5 protein-coding genes and 1 pseudogene are annotated in these 16,573 nt (G+C 33.0%); 3 read left to right on the top strand and 3 right to left on the bottom strand.

Annotation, left to right across the window (positions count from 1 at the left end):
- Nucleotides 1–260: 260 nt before the first annotated feature.
- The 3 genes and pseudogenes from EQG63_RS04760 to EQG63_RS04750 form a co-directional block, all read left to right on the top strand.
- Nucleotides 261–1,283: pseudogene (locus tag EQG63_RS04760) on the top strand (RHS repeat domain-containing protein); the annotation flags it as partial.
- Between the two features lie 12 nt (nt 1,284–1,295).
- Nucleotides 1,296–1,721: a hypothetical protein gene (locus EQG63_RS04755; protein ID WP_129434947.1), complete on the top strand. Its 426-nt coding sequence runs from the start codon at nt 1,296–1,298 to the stop codon at nt 1,719–1,721.
- A 276-nt stretch (nt 1,722–1,997) separates the two neighbouring features.
- Nucleotides 1,998–3,044, top strand: coding sequence for a tyrosine-type recombinase/integrase (locus EQG63_RS04750; RefSeq protein WP_164974453.1), 1,047 nt, complete (start codon nt 1,998–2,000; stop codon nt 3,042–3,044).
- Nucleotides 3,045–3,684: 640 nt separating this feature from the next.
- Here EQG63_RS04750 and EQG63_RS04745 read toward each other — a convergent pair.
- Genes EQG63_RS04745 through EQG63_RS04735 form a run of 3 tightly spaced genes read right to left on the bottom strand, consistent with a single transcriptional unit; the run spans nt 3,685 to nt 16,565 of the window.
- Nucleotides 3,685–15,249 (bottom strand): RHS repeat-associated core domain-containing protein, encoded by an 11,565-nt coding sequence (locus EQG63_RS04745; RefSeq protein ID WP_129434943.1) that lies wholly within the window; start codon nt 15,247–15,249, stop codon nt 3,685–3,687.
- Nucleotides 15,250–15,264: 15 nt separating this feature from the next.
- Nucleotides 15,265–15,969: a hypothetical protein gene (locus EQG63_RS04740; RefSeq protein WP_129434941.1), complete on the bottom strand. Its 705-nt coding sequence runs from the start codon at nt 15,967–15,969 to the stop codon at nt 15,265–15,267.
- Nucleotides 15,970–15,974: 5 nt separating this feature from the next.
- The gene (locus tag EQG63_RS04735; RefSeq protein ID WP_129434939.1) at nt 15,975–16,565 is read right to left on the bottom strand and encodes a hypothetical protein; all 591 of its coding nucleotides are present in this window, start codon (nt 16,563–16,565) and stop codon (nt 15,975–15,977) included.
- Nucleotides 16,566–16,573 lie beyond the last annotated feature (8 nt).

The following is a 16,573-nucleotide window of genomic DNA, read 5'->3' as shown; positions in this document are numbered from 1 at the left end:
ATACAAATTGTAACGAGATGAAACTGTCGTTTTACAAATTTTTACATAAAATATTTATTATAAGCCATTTAGAATCCTTTTCAGCTTTAACCGGTTAAAAAAAAATTTATATATTTATCCTAAGCTTTGCTACTTTTGAGATTGCTATTTCTTACAAAAAATGAACAAAAAGTGCCTGAAAAAGCAAAAAATGATAGTATTTTTACACCGCGAAGTTCTTATTTTATTGGCTTAACTATTGTTTTGATTACTATCCTTTTGGAAGCCTCGTGCCAAACCGCCACGGCTCAAGCACAGCCTACCGTTACGGGTTCCAAGGACAGGAAAAAGATGATGAGTTGAAGGGTGAAGGAAATTCGTTGAATTATACGTTTAGAATGCATGACCCGAGGGTGGGTAGGTTTTTTACAACAGACCCTTTAACTGCAGATTATCCTTGGTATTCCCCTTATCAGTTTGCAGGAAATAAAGTTGTACAATTTGTTGAATTAGAAGGGCTTGAAGAAGGAATAAAACTTACAGGTATAGATTTATCTACTGTTGATTTAAAAAACGACAAGAGTGTTGAAGCGGGAATTCTTAGAGGGGCGATGAATTTAGTAAAACCCACTTGGTGGTGGGAAGGAATTAAAGGAACAGCCATTCAAACATGGAATTTTAATGGAGGTAATGGTTGGGGAGGAGTTATGGAGGCAAATCAAAAAATCATGAATGATGCTTCTTATATATCTAAAATTTTTCAAGAGAAAGATTATGGAGCAATTGCTCAATTAACAGTTGAGTTTGTTGGTTCATCTGTAATGTTAAGAACAGTTTCATCTAAGCTTTTAAATGTTAATAGCGTTAGAAAGGCTACACCAATGATTCAAGAATCCGTAAAAATAATGCAAGTTATGGAAGGAGGAGAAGATTGGGGTATGGTAGCTACTAATTCGGGAGTATCATTAGGGACTGCACAAGTAGAGCGTGGTATTCTTGAAATGCATATAACAGTACCTGAAACACTAAGAAAAGGAGGTATTTTAAACAAGGTGGTTCAAACTGCTGTCGAAAGGTGGAATCCAAGGATGATTAAAGGTGTGTGGGAGAAAAATTTCAATAAAACAAATAAACCATCAACAAATTATTCTGTTTATATGGAAAAAATTAAAGCTAAAATGTCACCCGAAAAAGCGGTATTTGAGACACCAACAGGTAAAGCAGCAAAAAAAGCTGGATACACTGGGAAACCAACTATTGAAGTAAATGAAGGTAGTATAGAAGTGATTTTCACAAAACCTTAAATAAAAAATTAGATGTATTATTTTTATTCTAAATCAAATAAAAAGTTCTGTGCTTATTCTGAAAATAGTGTTTTGCTAAAAAAAATTTCAAATATTATTAATATTGAGTTAGAGCAATCATTATTTGATAATGCTTTTAATAAAATTGAAATACACCCAGAATATATATTAAAAAAAATAAAAAAATCCTTAAGTGATGAAATAATGTCATCAATCCAAGAAAGATATATTAGTGATGGAGTAATTTTCTCATTTAAAATTGTTCATTTTAAAAAAATGAAGTTGATTCTTAATGTTAGGAATGAAGTTGATAATATTATTTTTAACTTAATTCTTGTTTTGGATTTAATAGAGTTTTGTATCCATGAAAATGAATCATTCGTGATTGAAAGAAAGGAGCATGCCACACCAAATGAGATTTTGTTAAAAATGGGGTAAACCTGTCAGTAAACCTGCTAATCCTACAATCATTTTATAAAAGATTTCCTACATAAGAAACAAGTATTGTAAATGAGATAGTTGTAAAAAAAACTAAAAGATTAAGTGAGGTTATAAAATCGTACTGCTAAAAGTCTAATGATTTTGGAGCATGTTATAAACCAAGAAATCCTAACCGTGAAAAGTTAGGATTTCTTTTATTTATTATTAAGCTGCAATTTCAAATCTAAATTTTTACCGTGAAAAAAAATGTATTTTTGCTATTCAATTTCTCATATGAAAAAAACAAGTCTTATTGTCCCCTTATTTAAAAAATTTATTAGAGAAACCGAAACTGGTAAACGACTTAAAAAAAATGGCGAAAAAATTAAACCCAGTACAATAGACAATTATAAATATGTATTACAAAATTTGGTCCAGTTTTCAAGTGAAACAGGTTTTGAACTTCGCATTTGTGATGCTTCAAAACTAGATCAGCGCGAATTAAAATCAGAGAAAAATTACTGGAAAAAATTCTATCTAAAATTTACTGAATATTTATACAAAAAAGATTGTCATGATAATTATGTTGGATCGAATATCAAAGTCATTAGAGTGTTTTTCAATTATTTGAAAAACGACAAAGACTTCTTTACGGGCGATTTTCAACGTTTGTTCTACGTAAGAAAAGAAGAAATTGAGATATTTGTGCTTTCACCAGAACAACTTAAGTTTTTAATTCACGATAAAGAATTCGAACAAAATTTAACCTTAAATTTGCGACGTATCAAGGATATTTTTGTCTTTGGCTGTACAACGGGATTACGTTATTCGGATATTTTCTTACTAACGAATAAAAGTTTTGAGCAACAAGACGGCGAGTGGTATTTAAAACTAAAATCATTAAAAACAAAAACGTTTAGTTATATTAAACTCCCTACTTATGCAGTAACTATTTATCGAAAGTATCAGCCTAAAAGCGACAAAATTGCTGTTTTTGGAAAAATAAGTTTGTTTAACTTTAACAAAGCTTTGAAACAAATAGGTGAACAGGCTAATTTTACGGCGACTATTGAAGTTTCTCGTGAAAAACAGGGTAAGACACAAAAGCTTATCAAAAAGACTGATACAGCTCTAAATCGTTTTTGCGACAAAATGAGTTCTCACATGATGCGACGAACTGCTATTACGACAATGCTTATTTTAGGAATGCCAGAACATTTAGTTCGAAAAATAAGTGGGCATAGCGCAGCGAGTACTTCTTTTAACCGATATGTACATTATGCGCAAGCTTACATGGATAAAGAGATTAGTAAAGTCCATAGTAAGTTAGAGAATTATTAAAATCCAAAAGCTACAAATATTCGAATCATTGTTGGTTTAGCACTAGTTACAGTTCAAGAAATAAAACAAAGAATCCTAACTATTTTACGGTTAGGATTTCTTGGTTTATAGCACTTAGCTAATAAACAGGTTTTAGCAATTCTATTTTACTCTCGAAGCTTTGAGATATATTTAAAAAAGCTACAGTCATTTTATAATAATCTCGTTTACAGAAATGTCCTTTTAAGGAAGACGTTTTTATAAAATTATTGTAGGATTAGCAGGTGACGTTGATATACCGCGCCATAGAGTTTTCCATTATTTATATGCTTTTAAAACATTGAGAAAAATGAAAATAAAACTAAATATTAAAAATAAAAAAAGGTGTATTACATAGTTTTTTCTGATAATATTCTTTAAAATCCCTTTTTTTCTAAAATAAATATTCATAAAAAAAAGCATTAGAAAAAAGGGAGAGTAGATTATAAAGTTAAATAAAAATCTTACGGCAAAGAATTCAAAAACATTTCCCTTAATTTGATTATCTATTTCTTCTCGCAATCCAATGCTAAAAAATGATGATAAATAAACAATTATTATAATCAATATACATAATATTACATTTAATACTATATATATATTTTCTAGTTTTTTTTCCATATTATTTAATAACTTCTATACCATCAATTTTTTCAAAAACCGAATTATATGGTATTGTTCCAGGTTCAATTTTAACACCTTTTATTCCACTATATTTTTTAATAAAGTCTGTTTTTAGTGTTTCTAAATCATATAATTTTTTAAATATATTAGCTCCTTTTGTTGAGCCATGTTTTTCATCCCAACCTAAATGGTCGGAATTTAAAACACCACTTCTGTCAACATTTTTTATTGTATGATTACCTACAACCCAATCTCCATCATATCCTAATTGATATGTCATTGGTTCTTCTGGTGTATTAAAATCATATGTTTCATCAGAGGAGAGATGAACAATTGTTGACACTTCCCAGCCATCCTCTAAAAGATATGTTGCTACTCCCGCCCCATAAGCAGAACCTTCACTATGAGTAATCATTTTGAAGTTTGCACTATCTTTTGTGTATCCTGCTGTAATTTTTTCAATATTGTTTTTGGCAAAATTATATCCTTTAAGAAATCGGTCTCCACCATCTTCGTCTATACCGATTGTAGAACTTCCATTGATATAATTTGAATCAGTAACAGGACTATAATCATTGAAAAACATTTGCGCTTCTCTTTCAAATCCTTTTCCCCAATATTTTTTCCCTGGTTTACTGGAACCAAAGACATGTCTACCAAAGATATTATCTTGATAATGCCCATTTACAAATAAAATTTCTCTTCCGTCTAAATCTATTGCTTGCAAAGGAGTGTTTCCAGCAAAATGGTAAGGTGACCAATAAGGAAACTTTTTTGCTAATGGGTCAACCGCAAAGAATCTACCAATTCTTGGGTCATGCATTCTAAAACCATAATCATAACTATTTCCCTCTCCTTTTAACTCATCATCTTTTTCCTTCCCATTAAACCCATAACGGTAGGCTGTGCTTGAGCCGTGGCGGTTTGGCACGAGGCTTCCAAAAGGATAGTAATCTGAATAGTTAAGTACGTCTGCATTAAAGTACTTTAAAACATAATTCGATGTGCCTTCTAATTCAGGAATTTTCTTATCGTTTACTACTACTAAAACATTCCCCAAATGATTCGATAACTCATAACGTTTGTCTCCTACCAAAGATCTAAAGTCATTGATTTTCATAGGGCCTGTTTCGGCATAATTCCCTGTAGTGGTGTCTAAATAATTAGGCACGCCATCATTATCTATATCTGCTGTATAAGGTTCACCAAGCGTTGTTGCATTTAGAGTTCCCGGACCTCCTTCGTAGGCTGTCCATGTTTCATACCCATCGTTATCGTCATCAACGTCTAGATAATTAGGTGTCCCATCGCTATCATAATCTAATGCGTCAGTAGGGTTATGATTTCCATCTAGGTCATTTTGCTCATTACTCGAGAAAATTCCATCACCATCATCATCAGTATCTTGATAATCCGCTACTCCATCATTATCAGTATCATCAGTACTTAAATCACCATCGCCATTAATATCTTCAAAAAGATCATATACTCCGTCTAAATCGGTATCTTTTAAACATGGCCCTAAAATACGAACAACAGGACTTGAAGAAGCCATTATTACGGTGCCATTTGCATCATATGGCGGGTTACTAGTTAGTATACTGCTCGTTACATCATCAAAACTAAAAGACCTAACAATAGTTGATGTAGCAGCTACATCACCCATTTCGTAATTGAAATAACACATGTCAAACCCAACTGGAGCAACACCGTTTATTGTACCTCCTAATAAGTTAGCATCAACTGGTGTAGGCGCTGTTACAAATGGTGTAAATGTTAGAGCAGGAATATTGCTTGACACTCCATTTACAGTTATTGTACCGTTCGGTGCACCATTCAGTTTAGCATCCAATGCAATTTCCATTCCATTTGTCAAGATATCTAGTTCGCTTATTGGAGTTGGTGCAGGAATGGTTGCACTTCGTTTTGTAGTGGCACCAAGTGAAGTGGTTTTATATTGATTAATTTCAAACAATGGCGCATATCCGCTAATACTTCTATCTAATTTCAACGATAGTTGATTTGTCGTCGTAATGTTTTCAAGCGTATATTCTGATACTTTTAAATTCGAAATCGTAGAGTGTGTTTTACCTACTTTAATGTATAAATCAGCACTATAACTAATAATACTAGGGTCATCATCTATTGAAGTTAACAATGCATTGTTATAATAGAAATTAAGTTTAGTATTGTATCGTTCTACTTTTAGAGAACCCGTAGTATTAGCCAAAATAGAAGCTAACTCTTGATCAAGTGTACCTTGACGAGTGAGATACACTTTGCCTCCCGTATTGATACCAACTGATTTAAGATATTTTAAACTATATTTTATATTATTGATTACAAATCCTGCTTCTACCCAATTACTTGATGAACTAAAACTATACTCTAAAGAACCACTTTTACCAATAGGCAAAACGCCTACAGAAGTTCCTTCGATTGGTGTATTTATGCAAATACTAGGAGTATTAGCCTTTACAATTGTAATTGAATTTGCAATTGAACCTGGAAAAATATCTACACATGGATCTAGAATCTCAAAACTACTAAGATCAACAGGAGTTTCTTGAACAATTTCTTCACTTTGAGACTCATAGGACAATTGTCCAATACTATACTTTCCTAATGACACCCCAGCAAGAGGTTTGAATTTAGTATTTACCTTAAATGCTTCAATAATAGGATTATCAAGAGGTGTACCATAATCAGTACTTGTAGACCAGGTGTACTGTGTTAATGGCTCAAAATGTAATGAATAATCTACATGAACAGGTACTGGCGATGCAGTTTTAAGCTCCGATAAAACAATAACACTATGGGGAACTTGTTCATATACCTTCAAATTATTTTCCTCTATTCCTAAACGGCTACTACCAAAAATATGGTGTTCCTTAAGAGTAAGACTTTTTGAAATACCATTTCTATTAGAAGTAGTATTAAAGTTATAAACTCCTAATACATTTCCTTGGGCATCTCTACTGTATAATGTTGTATTTTCTACACTTCCCGCTCTATTAGGAGGTAAAGCAACCGTTTTGGCAATTCTATTCCCCAAACCATCGTATTTAAAAATAGACGAACTTCCGTATCCATTACTTTTTACAACACTTCTAACTTTTCCATCTACTCGCCATTCAATTTTTAATCTTTCAGACTTATCTTCAATCAATTGCCCTATTTCATCATATACATAATTATGAGAACTAAGATCATTAATATTATAATTGTAACCCAAAGCAGCAAGCTGTTGTACTTGACTTTCTAAATCATTTTCGAACAAATCACTATTGCCTGCAGCATCTTCCACTAAGCGCAATTTATTGTTTGAAGAACCTAGATAATCATAAGTCAACTTATCCATTTGTGAAATACCTCCATTTGCATCTGGAGCGGTACGAGATAGTTCTTTTAAGTTACCATTTCTATCATAAGTGTAATTTGAATCATAACTAGTATTGCTTGAAACGATACCGTTTTCATCCGGTATGATACTCACAGAAGTCATTTCTTTAATTCTGTTTAGCTGATCGTACGCATAATTATTCTTTTGAACAGGCAGTAAGGCATCTCTATTGGTTCTAATAGCCGTAGTCATTTGTTTAATATTTCCATTATACAAATCTCTAAGACTTCCGCCTACATTATTATTTCTACTAAACATTAATGGTCCATAACTTTCGTAACCATCGTCTTTATTATCAATGGCTTTATAGTCTTCTTCATAATAATTTAAAGAATATCCGTAAGCATCTTTTGTTTTAGTACTACTTTCCATAGTACCATCTTTACCTAAATCATTTTCTGGTGAAACTAAATTTTCAGTATTTACTGCTTTTAGCCAACCTTGTAATGTATAAGCATAATCTATCCCTTGAATTTTTTTATTCCCGAGTTCTACTCTAGACAATGGACCGTGAGGATAATAAATGTAATTCGCATCCTTTTCCCAAATCAATCCTTCTTTTGAGGTTTGTACATTTACAATTCTATTATCCGCATCATATTCATATTTATGAATAAATTGATCGGGTCTATTTGGCTGGAACGTAACGCTATTTACATTTCCACTAATTAAATCATAATCATACACTACTCTTTTTAAATGGAGTTCACAATCCTTTGCCACTAATTGTCCTAAACCATTATTAATGTTTGTAGGTTGACAATTAACATCACGCAAGAAGCTATAATAACTAACTTGTTCTTTCACATTTCCGTGAACATCGTAATTATAAAAAATAGCATTATCGAAAGCAAAAGGCTCGTTTGAATCATACGAATCATTGTAAAAAACACCCGTTACTCTATTTCTATTATTATGTATTGGATTATAATTCAAAGTTTTATTAGTAGTAAATAGACTCGAAGCTTTTATACCACCCTCAATTATAGGATCAATATCGTAGACCGTTCTTGTCACTTCAGTTTTACTGAATGAAGGATCAAACTCATTTACAAGGGTACCATTTGCAACTAGCCTTCCTTCGTTCGAAATATCATAATTGGAATCAACTGTCGCAAAGGTTTGTCCGGCTTCTATAATTCTCCCTAAACCATCGTATTTAGTATAACTAAACGCTTCATCTGGAGTATAATTAACAACTTTTAGATTATAAATTTTAGTATCATTCTTATATAGGTAAAAACTCACTAAAGCATCGGTATAGCTTGTATGATAATCTACTGCTGTACCGATTAGTGTGTTGTTATAATAATATTTGATTGTACCGTTTATTCTTTCAAATTTTAATTTATCACCCGCTTTTACATAGTAATTGGTAAAATAATACGCCGTAGTTCCAGCCGCAGTACGTGACTTTAATAGCAGTCGGTTGCCTTCGTACACATACATTCCATATTTTTGACGTGTTTCAAAATCTTCATTTAAATCAGCATTAAATCCGATTCCTACTAAACTATACGTATTGTTAGTTGGTAAATCTTCGATTGTTCTTTCTACATACCCATTACCTGTAAGGGCATAATTGGTGTAGCCAAAATTATTGTTAACCCAACCATTGCCAACATTGTTTTGGATATTTCCGTTGGCATCTATCGATAAATTATCACCTAGAGTAAAATTAAGAACGCTAGGAGCAAGATTATCTTGATTGGCATTTTGAGAGGCAATAATTCTACCCAGTGCATCATAAGCAAAACGGGTTTCCCCACCATCTGGAGTGCTTTGCCACACCAACTGATTCAGTGAGTTGTACTTGTATTGTGTTTTAAACGTATGTAATGGTTGTAAGTCAATATCATCTACACCGTTTGTTAACGGACTATTGGCTGCTCTATACGTATTTATTAAGGCATTTTTAGCATTAATTTCAGCAGGATTAAAGCGTTTTACACCTTCCGGCGCAACCGTTTGAGTTAAATTACCTGCTTGATCATAGTAATACAACGTATATTGATACTCCTTATCATAATATGTTTTTTCCAGTTTTTCCGCTACTTCGCCCATCGCTTTACCAATATAATTGGCAATAAATTCTTTGCGTTTTCCTTGTAAGAAATTAGCATAGTTTTCGGCCGAGTAGGTCTCGTGTATATGCGTTATCATGTGCGCACAAGCAGATTCTCCTCCTGTTGGCATACCTGAAGAAATTACAGACAACGGTGCCGGTGGACAAATATCGGAATGCGCTGTTCTAAAGGTTGTATTTACCCAGTTGTTCCAAGATAAGACATCATTAGGTTCTATGTCATCAGTAGTATTATTGTTGGCAGTTACTACAAAAGCATCATAATAGGTTTTATACCCTGTTACCACCGCATTAATACCATTATACCCATAATTTAAATAAGTGGCCCCAAATTGTGAAATGCTTACAAAACGAGGATCATTAGCCGTTAGACCTGGAAACTGATTGATGTAATTTTTATAACTTTCTACTAGGTATTGGTAATTTTTATCGCAAAAGTTATCAAAGGCACCTGGATCTACGCTATACCCCGGAATTTTATTTGACTTTAAAAAAGTTACCCCATCTATAACTTCCGGAACCAATTGTAAGAAAGTTATAAAATCATTCTTTATGGTATCGCTACATGCAATTGGTGTTACGGTTTGTGGGATGCAGGTGGTGCAATTTTGTGCAGAAATTTGCTCATTTATAACATCATTTGTTTTTATGGTATTAGTTTTACCTAGACCTGAATAATCTGGAGTTGAGTCATTTATAAATTCACAAAAATTATATGACCCATTTCCTGATTGTTGTGAATTAGGGTGTCCATCAACAAATTGAATACTATTACCAAATGTAAAAATACCATTTTGAGTAATATTATTAATATCTTTGTAGTTTATTTTTATTTTATCCTTAGTAATTATATCAACTGAATTTATAATAGTTGCATTTTTTAAATAAAATTGTTGTATAGCTATCATACATATGTTTGTATCTTGATACACCTGTCCAGAAGGAACATAAGAGTTACTTTTAAAGAAAAATACAGTAATAGTATTATAAGTATTTTGTGCTACAACTTCATAATTTTCTATTACTACAGGAACAGAATTAGTATATAATGCTTTATTTTTAAGTGATTGAAAATGCCCTTGAAGGTTTGTATTTTGTTTGAATGCATAGACTTCAGGAGTAGTTGCTTGATTAATATTAATAGTGTTAGTTGTATAATGATTAGAAGGATTTATAACATTATTCGAAATAAATTGATTCATTAAAAATTTCAAACCAGCTTCATAACTTTCCTCAACTACTACGTTAGTATTACAAGTATTAAAATTATTACAAACATCACCAATTCCATCATTATCACTATCTAATTGATCAGGATTATAACGACTAGGGCAGTTATCCACATTGTCTAAAATTCCATCACAATCCAAATCACTAGTACAAACAGCTGTACAACATTCAAAATCTAATTTTGGAGAAATTGTCCCTTCAATAGCTGTTGTAACATTGCTTACATATAATTTTAATATATGGGTTGTACTGTTTGCTGTTTCATTAATAACGGCACCTTCAAACTGCGTAAAAGAGCCCGGCAAGGTCATATTAAACGTGGCTATAACTGTCCCATTGGCCTTTTTTAGCTTATAAGCAGAAGCTTCATATACCCATGTTGTGGTAATTGGTGCTGTGTTGTTTTCTCCAAAAAACTCGGCTAAATAGGAGTTTTTATACGTTGGGTAGGTGTCCAACACCACATTGGTCGTGCTGTTTAAAGTCCCTCTCGTTTTTAACTGGTTTAAAAAGGCCACCAAAGCCGCTTTAAATTTGTATTTTTTATCGCAAGAGTTCCCATCGTCAGTATTCCCTGAGTTAGGGTCTAGTACTTGTCCTATTCCGTTATTGCTAGTACTACATTCTCCAATGGCAGCACAAGTTTGTCCGGTAAGTAAGACTTCTTTCAGTGGTCCTGTACCGTTTTCCTGTACCATCGCGATACAACTGAATTTAAATATTCTAGAAGCCGGTGTAGAAGCTAAACGGTCATAAAAAAACTGTTTGATGCGTTTTATTTTCCATAACGTCCCATAATAGTTCCAATTATAAGTCGGATCTGTTACGGTAATTGTAGTTGTCCCAGTATTGGTACCCGCAGCGTTTAATCCTAACGTTAAAACCGTTGGAGTGGCACTGGTGGTTATTGTTAATGAGTTAAGTGGTAGTGTAAGTGTTGCCGGTGCAATTAGGGATTTTAATAAATCGGCTGATAAATAGTTTCCTTCAAAAGATCTATTTGACAAACTTACGGCATTCACCAATGGTAAATTAAGGAATACATCGTTAAAAAAGCCATTTAAAAACATGTCCATATCTAACAACATCGGACAGTTACCCGTTTGGGTATAGTATTCATAATCGCCCATAGCCTCAAGCTCTGCTAAAGCATCGGCAGCACTTACTCCTGAATTGAATCCAAAATCGGCTGGAATAAATCGTTTTGTAGCGCGGTTGTATAAAACGCCGCTCGTACTATTGCACAATGAATTAGTCGTATAAGCCGTCGTATTGTAGTTTTGTATTTCGGCAAAAATGCCTGCTTTTTGTGTAAAATTATCCGATAATACATTGGTTACCGAAGTAGAAGTATTATTACCAATACAACCATTAAACGATTTCGTTTTCATGGCGTACAGGTTAATAAATATGTGTTTAATCTTTGTTTTTAACCCCTGGTATAGCGATTTGTATACGGTCCAAAGTTTATCTTTTTGTACATCCGTTAAAGCAATAGACGGATTAGACCCTAAATAACTATCCAAATTACCCACATTAGTTAATGGGCTACCCACAACTGCTCTAAGTGCAGTTTTTAAAAGGGTCTCGTTTCCTATGTAATTGGTTTGAAGGGCATGCGTCATAACTGCCTTTCTATACCCGTATTGAGCAGTCGTTTCGAAAGTTGATGGTAATGCCAAAAAGTATGGGTCGTTGTTGTAAATTCCTAAATTACCATTCACAAGACTGATTAATCCGTTTTGTGCCGCTAAATCATAGCTTTCCGTTTTTTGCAAAAAGGCATCATACGAATCGGAAGATATTGCCAGTGTTTTAGATACTGTTGTTCCGTTTTCCTTTTTGAACTGAAGCGTCAGTGTTTTTTGAAGTTGACAGACTGCTTTTGTATACACCAAATAATTGTATTCAGGGTGGTAGGGTAATAATGATTTGGCCCAATTGTTATTCCAATTAGCGATAAAATCTCCTACATTGGTTAATTGTTCTGGTCTAACTTTAGTAATGATTGTACCATCTGGCTGTGTAAATGATTGAATTGGCTTAGTTGATAATGTTGCTAAATCAATATCAGGAAAATATTGACTTGGCGTTGTTGCATCTGGTTTTATTTCAACTAAAGAAAGAACCCCATCTTCATTTTTATATTCAGAAACTGGTTTTTTCCAGTTGTTTCCTGAAGTAGTTGCTACTCCAGTAGAAGGATTAAGATAATACAGTTTAGATGTATCATTAAATACACTTAATTCATACGGAATATTTGCTATTGCTGCAGCACTTGCAGAAGTGGCACCATATTGACCGTCTAAACGTAAATCGTTTAATAATATTTCTTCATTTACAGCACAAGCATTATTGACAAAAGAATCTTCAGGATTACAAATCTTGTTACATTCTTGATTTAATAATTCCCATTCTCTTACATAACGCACGATTAATGCATTTTTTTCGGAAACATCTATATTTTCTACACCATTAATGTCTGTTGGACTATCGGTATATGTTACTGTTACCGTATTGTTTTGTCCTAAAGTTGCAACAAAAGAAGAATTGTTATAATAAGCAATTAAAGCATCTTGCACATATAACTGAATCGTTTTGATTTTAGCAGTACAGCTTTCACAAGTAAGGTTACATACATCTAGAGTAACATTTGGAGTAAATTTAGTAGGATCTTCATAACAAGGACTTCCAACGGTCGATAATTTAGTGATATAATCATCTGCAAAACCATTCAGGGCATCCTTATTTACTTTTAATTCTTTGTACAAATTATAGGTCCCTGTACTTAAGCTTAACGATCCTGGTGAGGCTGGAATTAATCGTTCTGAAAATGAGTTAATCGCAGTTTCCTGTATTGGAGCAAATCCTGCTACATCTAAACCACAATTGTCTTTAAAACTTAATTTTAAATCATATACAAACGGATAAGTAGCAGTACAATTTTCCGGAGCAAACACACCTGGATGTGACATGCTGTAGGTAAAAGTATGTGGTACATTTATCCCTGCAACGTTTATTGGTTTTTCTACAACTAGTTTATCCTTATTAATTGGGAAATTTCCTGTTGTGCCTAAAATATTAAAATCATCAGGCTGATCGAAATGCTGAGGATGGCTGTTGTTTAATAAATCGGCACTCATTATTCCATGATTTGGATTCGAGTTGGCTTCATCTTCTAAACCGATCAATTTCTCCCCTTCCGGAACACCTCCAGTTAGTGCTGTAGCAATAGTTCTACCTTGTGGGTCAATATAGCTAACAGAAATTTGACCATTTGGATCTACTACAGTATTTTTTTTGTAATGCGTTACATTTCCAACACTGTACCCAAATAATCTATTTAATTCTTTACTGTTATCTAATGAACTGTAGATGTACTTCATCTCATGATTAGAACCCAATTGATGTACTGAACCAACACCACCTTTTCTTGCAATTCTCCCAGTATTATCATTGGTATATTCTGTTTGAGAAAAAGGAAATAATTTGGCATCTGGAACATATTTTTGATTTAATCGTCCCGAAAAATCAGACAATCCATTAATAGAATAATACTTACTAGACCCTGAACTGTCTGCCATACCTGCTGTTATTGTAGTGCAAGATCCAGCCGCAGCGTCATAATCAAAATCTTTATAGCTAAAGGGTGTACCGTTTTGATTTAAATTGAAATTATTAAAAAAATGAATGTTTTGATCTATAGTTGGAGTTGGTAAAACTTCAATTGCCGCACGACCTTGATGATCATAAATAACTTCACCTACAACCGTTGTATTGTCCGTATTGACTTTGGTTACTGTTTGTCTGTTTCGAAGTGATCCATCAAAATAGCTAACGACTTCTTTTTTCTTCCCATTTTCGGCATAACTGGCTTGAAATTGCCAGTTTTTCCCATTTTCATGTTCGTTAGCAATCGTAATTTTTGTCCAATCGCTAACAAATGTTTTAGGATTGGTCCCTGAACTCCAATTTCCATACACTTTTGAATTTTCTGAAAAAGGATGTCTACCAACAGCTCTTACACGATAAAGCAAATATCCTTTTGAATAGATTAATGGAATCTGAAAATTATTTTTTGTGGTAATAATTCGAGTGTTATTTAATTCAAAATCCCTATCAGAAAAACGGATTGCGTTTGGACTTAAAGAAACAGTCAAACTAGTGTCACTATAATTATCAACCCAAGTCCATTCTAATTCGTACTCAAGTGCTCCTACCACATTACTCCATTGAATGTTGGCCTCCGTTTGACTTCCATTAATGGCAGCAAAAACACTTGGGAGTGTGCTACTTGATAAAGTCAAGTATCGTTTAGCAATAAACCCCATTTTTACAAAAACATTGGTTGTGGGTAATGTGCTACTAACCGCACCATTAGTCATATCAGTTACCACGACTGAACCGGGCACCAATTGGACTCTAATACCATATCTGTTTTTAACTTGTAAAAAGCTTAAATCTGAAAAATTAGTTCCTGAGCCATCATTAGACCCGTTTGGATTATAAGTTACTTCCAATGTTTTTTCAAAAGTAGCCACAGTATCATCGGTTTGATTCGGTTTTAAGGGAATAATAGAAAAAGTTGCACTTACTTTATACCATACAAAAGGTCCTACATTATTATCTATATATAACGACAAATAACAAAACGGGTCTTTGTTGTGCTGGCCCGGAGTTTGGGCAACTTGAGCCGGATCGATAACCGTACTTGTTGTAAAATTAGAAAGCAATACAGGTGCATAATTCGTGTACTCATTATCTTGAACTTGAGCATTAGAAAATACAGATATAAATAATAAGAAAAATAAAAAAAATCTATTTTTGAATACTCTTTGTGCCATTTCCATCTTATTCTATTAAAGGGTAATTAACTTATATTTTTTGAACCTACTAGCAGGTATAATTTTTTTGTTTTTTATGCTGAAATAATACTCTTTCCTTAGCAAATCCGATTTGTCTTTATAGGAAAGAATATTGTTTTTATAAAAAATCTCAAAACGAGGATTTTTAAGAACACTCTTTTTTTTATTTTTTTCAATTTCTTGAATACCATTGGTATAAAAAATCTCTTTATACAAACTGTAATCTTTTTTATTGATATAAATACTTATTTTTTGAAACTGTTTCTGATGTTGCTTATCCGATGATAATTCGCAAATCCAATACTTTTTATTTTCTATTACTTTTTCTTTATTGCACATTTTCAACAAGGACTTTAAAGCCATTGGACTCTTTTTACTTGTTGCTTTAACAACAGCTATAGTTTTGTCTTTTTTACTTACTGTTACAATATAATCTTCAAAACTTATAGATTCTGTTGCATTAATTTTTTGATAAATGGTTTTTCCTTTTTTTATTGTTTGCCCATCATATTCATCTACAACTATATTAGAAGAAGTATTTTGGAACAATTTATAATGAGAAGAATAACAAAAATCTTTTTCAACCCCATAATATTGTTCGACTTTATCAAACAAATTAGAGACACTTGACTTTACTTGCGAAAAAAGACTAGTGGTAATTAGGAATAACAGCCCCAACAGCCAGTATTTTTTATCCATAACAATTAACCTCTCTTACGATTATTACTTCTTGTTTCTTGAATAGTGAACACTCCTTTTTCGGTTTCTTTTTTGACACGAACCAAACCACCTTCAAGATCATACTCATAAAAAGTAGCATAGTTGTTTTCGTCAAGTTCAGCCATAAGTTTTTGTGTAGCTTCATCGTATACAAAACTTTTCAAATTACCATTGTAAGGAAAGAAACGGATGTCATCAAAAAAACAATCCAATCCACCAGAAGCACCACAATTTAATTCTATAGAAATTAATGAGGCTTGCTGGAGACTATTGGGAATTTCAACAACCCCAACTATTCGTTGCCAACCATCAATTATTTCACCTGAAGGAGAAAGTTTAACTGGTGTATTTTGAGGAACTATAGGAGCCCCAGAACCTAAATCTTCTTGCAACTCTCCCCCTAAAAGCTCAATTTTTATAAAACTGGTATAGGTAAGCGGTTGCTGCGTATATGTTTCTTTTACCCATGCACTCACTACATATTTACCTCCAGGCAAAGGACAAAACGAACCGGTATATTGTGCATAAAAGCTAAAGCTTACCAGTAAAAAGAATATTAGAGATATTTTTTTCATATTTCAAA

Origin of the sequence: Flavobacterium amnicola (assembly GCF_004122165.1) — a bacterium.
In the GTDB taxonomy this organism is placed as follows: domain Bacteria; phylum Bacteroidota; class Bacteroidia; order Flavobacteriales; family Flavobacteriaceae; genus Flavobacterium; species Flavobacterium amnicola.
This window is presented reverse-complemented; position numbering and strand designations above follow the sequence as displayed.

Bases quoted from the DNA above. Each gene is read 5' to 3' on its own strand.
- EQG63_RS04740 (WP_129434941.1), bottom strand. From the start codon at position 15,969: ATGGATAAAAAATACTGGCTGTTGGGGCTGTTATTCCTAATTACCACT.
- EQG63_RS04735 (WP_129434939.1), bottom strand. From the start codon at position 16,565: ATGAAAAAAATATCTCTAATATTCTTTTTACTGGTAAGCTTTAGCTTT.
- EQG63_RS04750 (WP_164974453.1), top strand. From the start codon at position 1,998: ATGAAAAAAACAAGTCTTATTGTCCCCTTATTTAAAAAATTTATTAGA.
- EQG63_RS04755 (WP_129434947.1), top strand. From the start codon at position 1,296: ATGTATTATTTTTATTCTAAATCAAATAAAAAGTTCTGTGCTTATTCT.
- EQG63_RS04745 (WP_129434943.1), bottom strand. From the start codon at position 15,249: ATGGCACAAAGAGTATTCAAAAATAGATTTTTTTTATTTTTCTTATTA.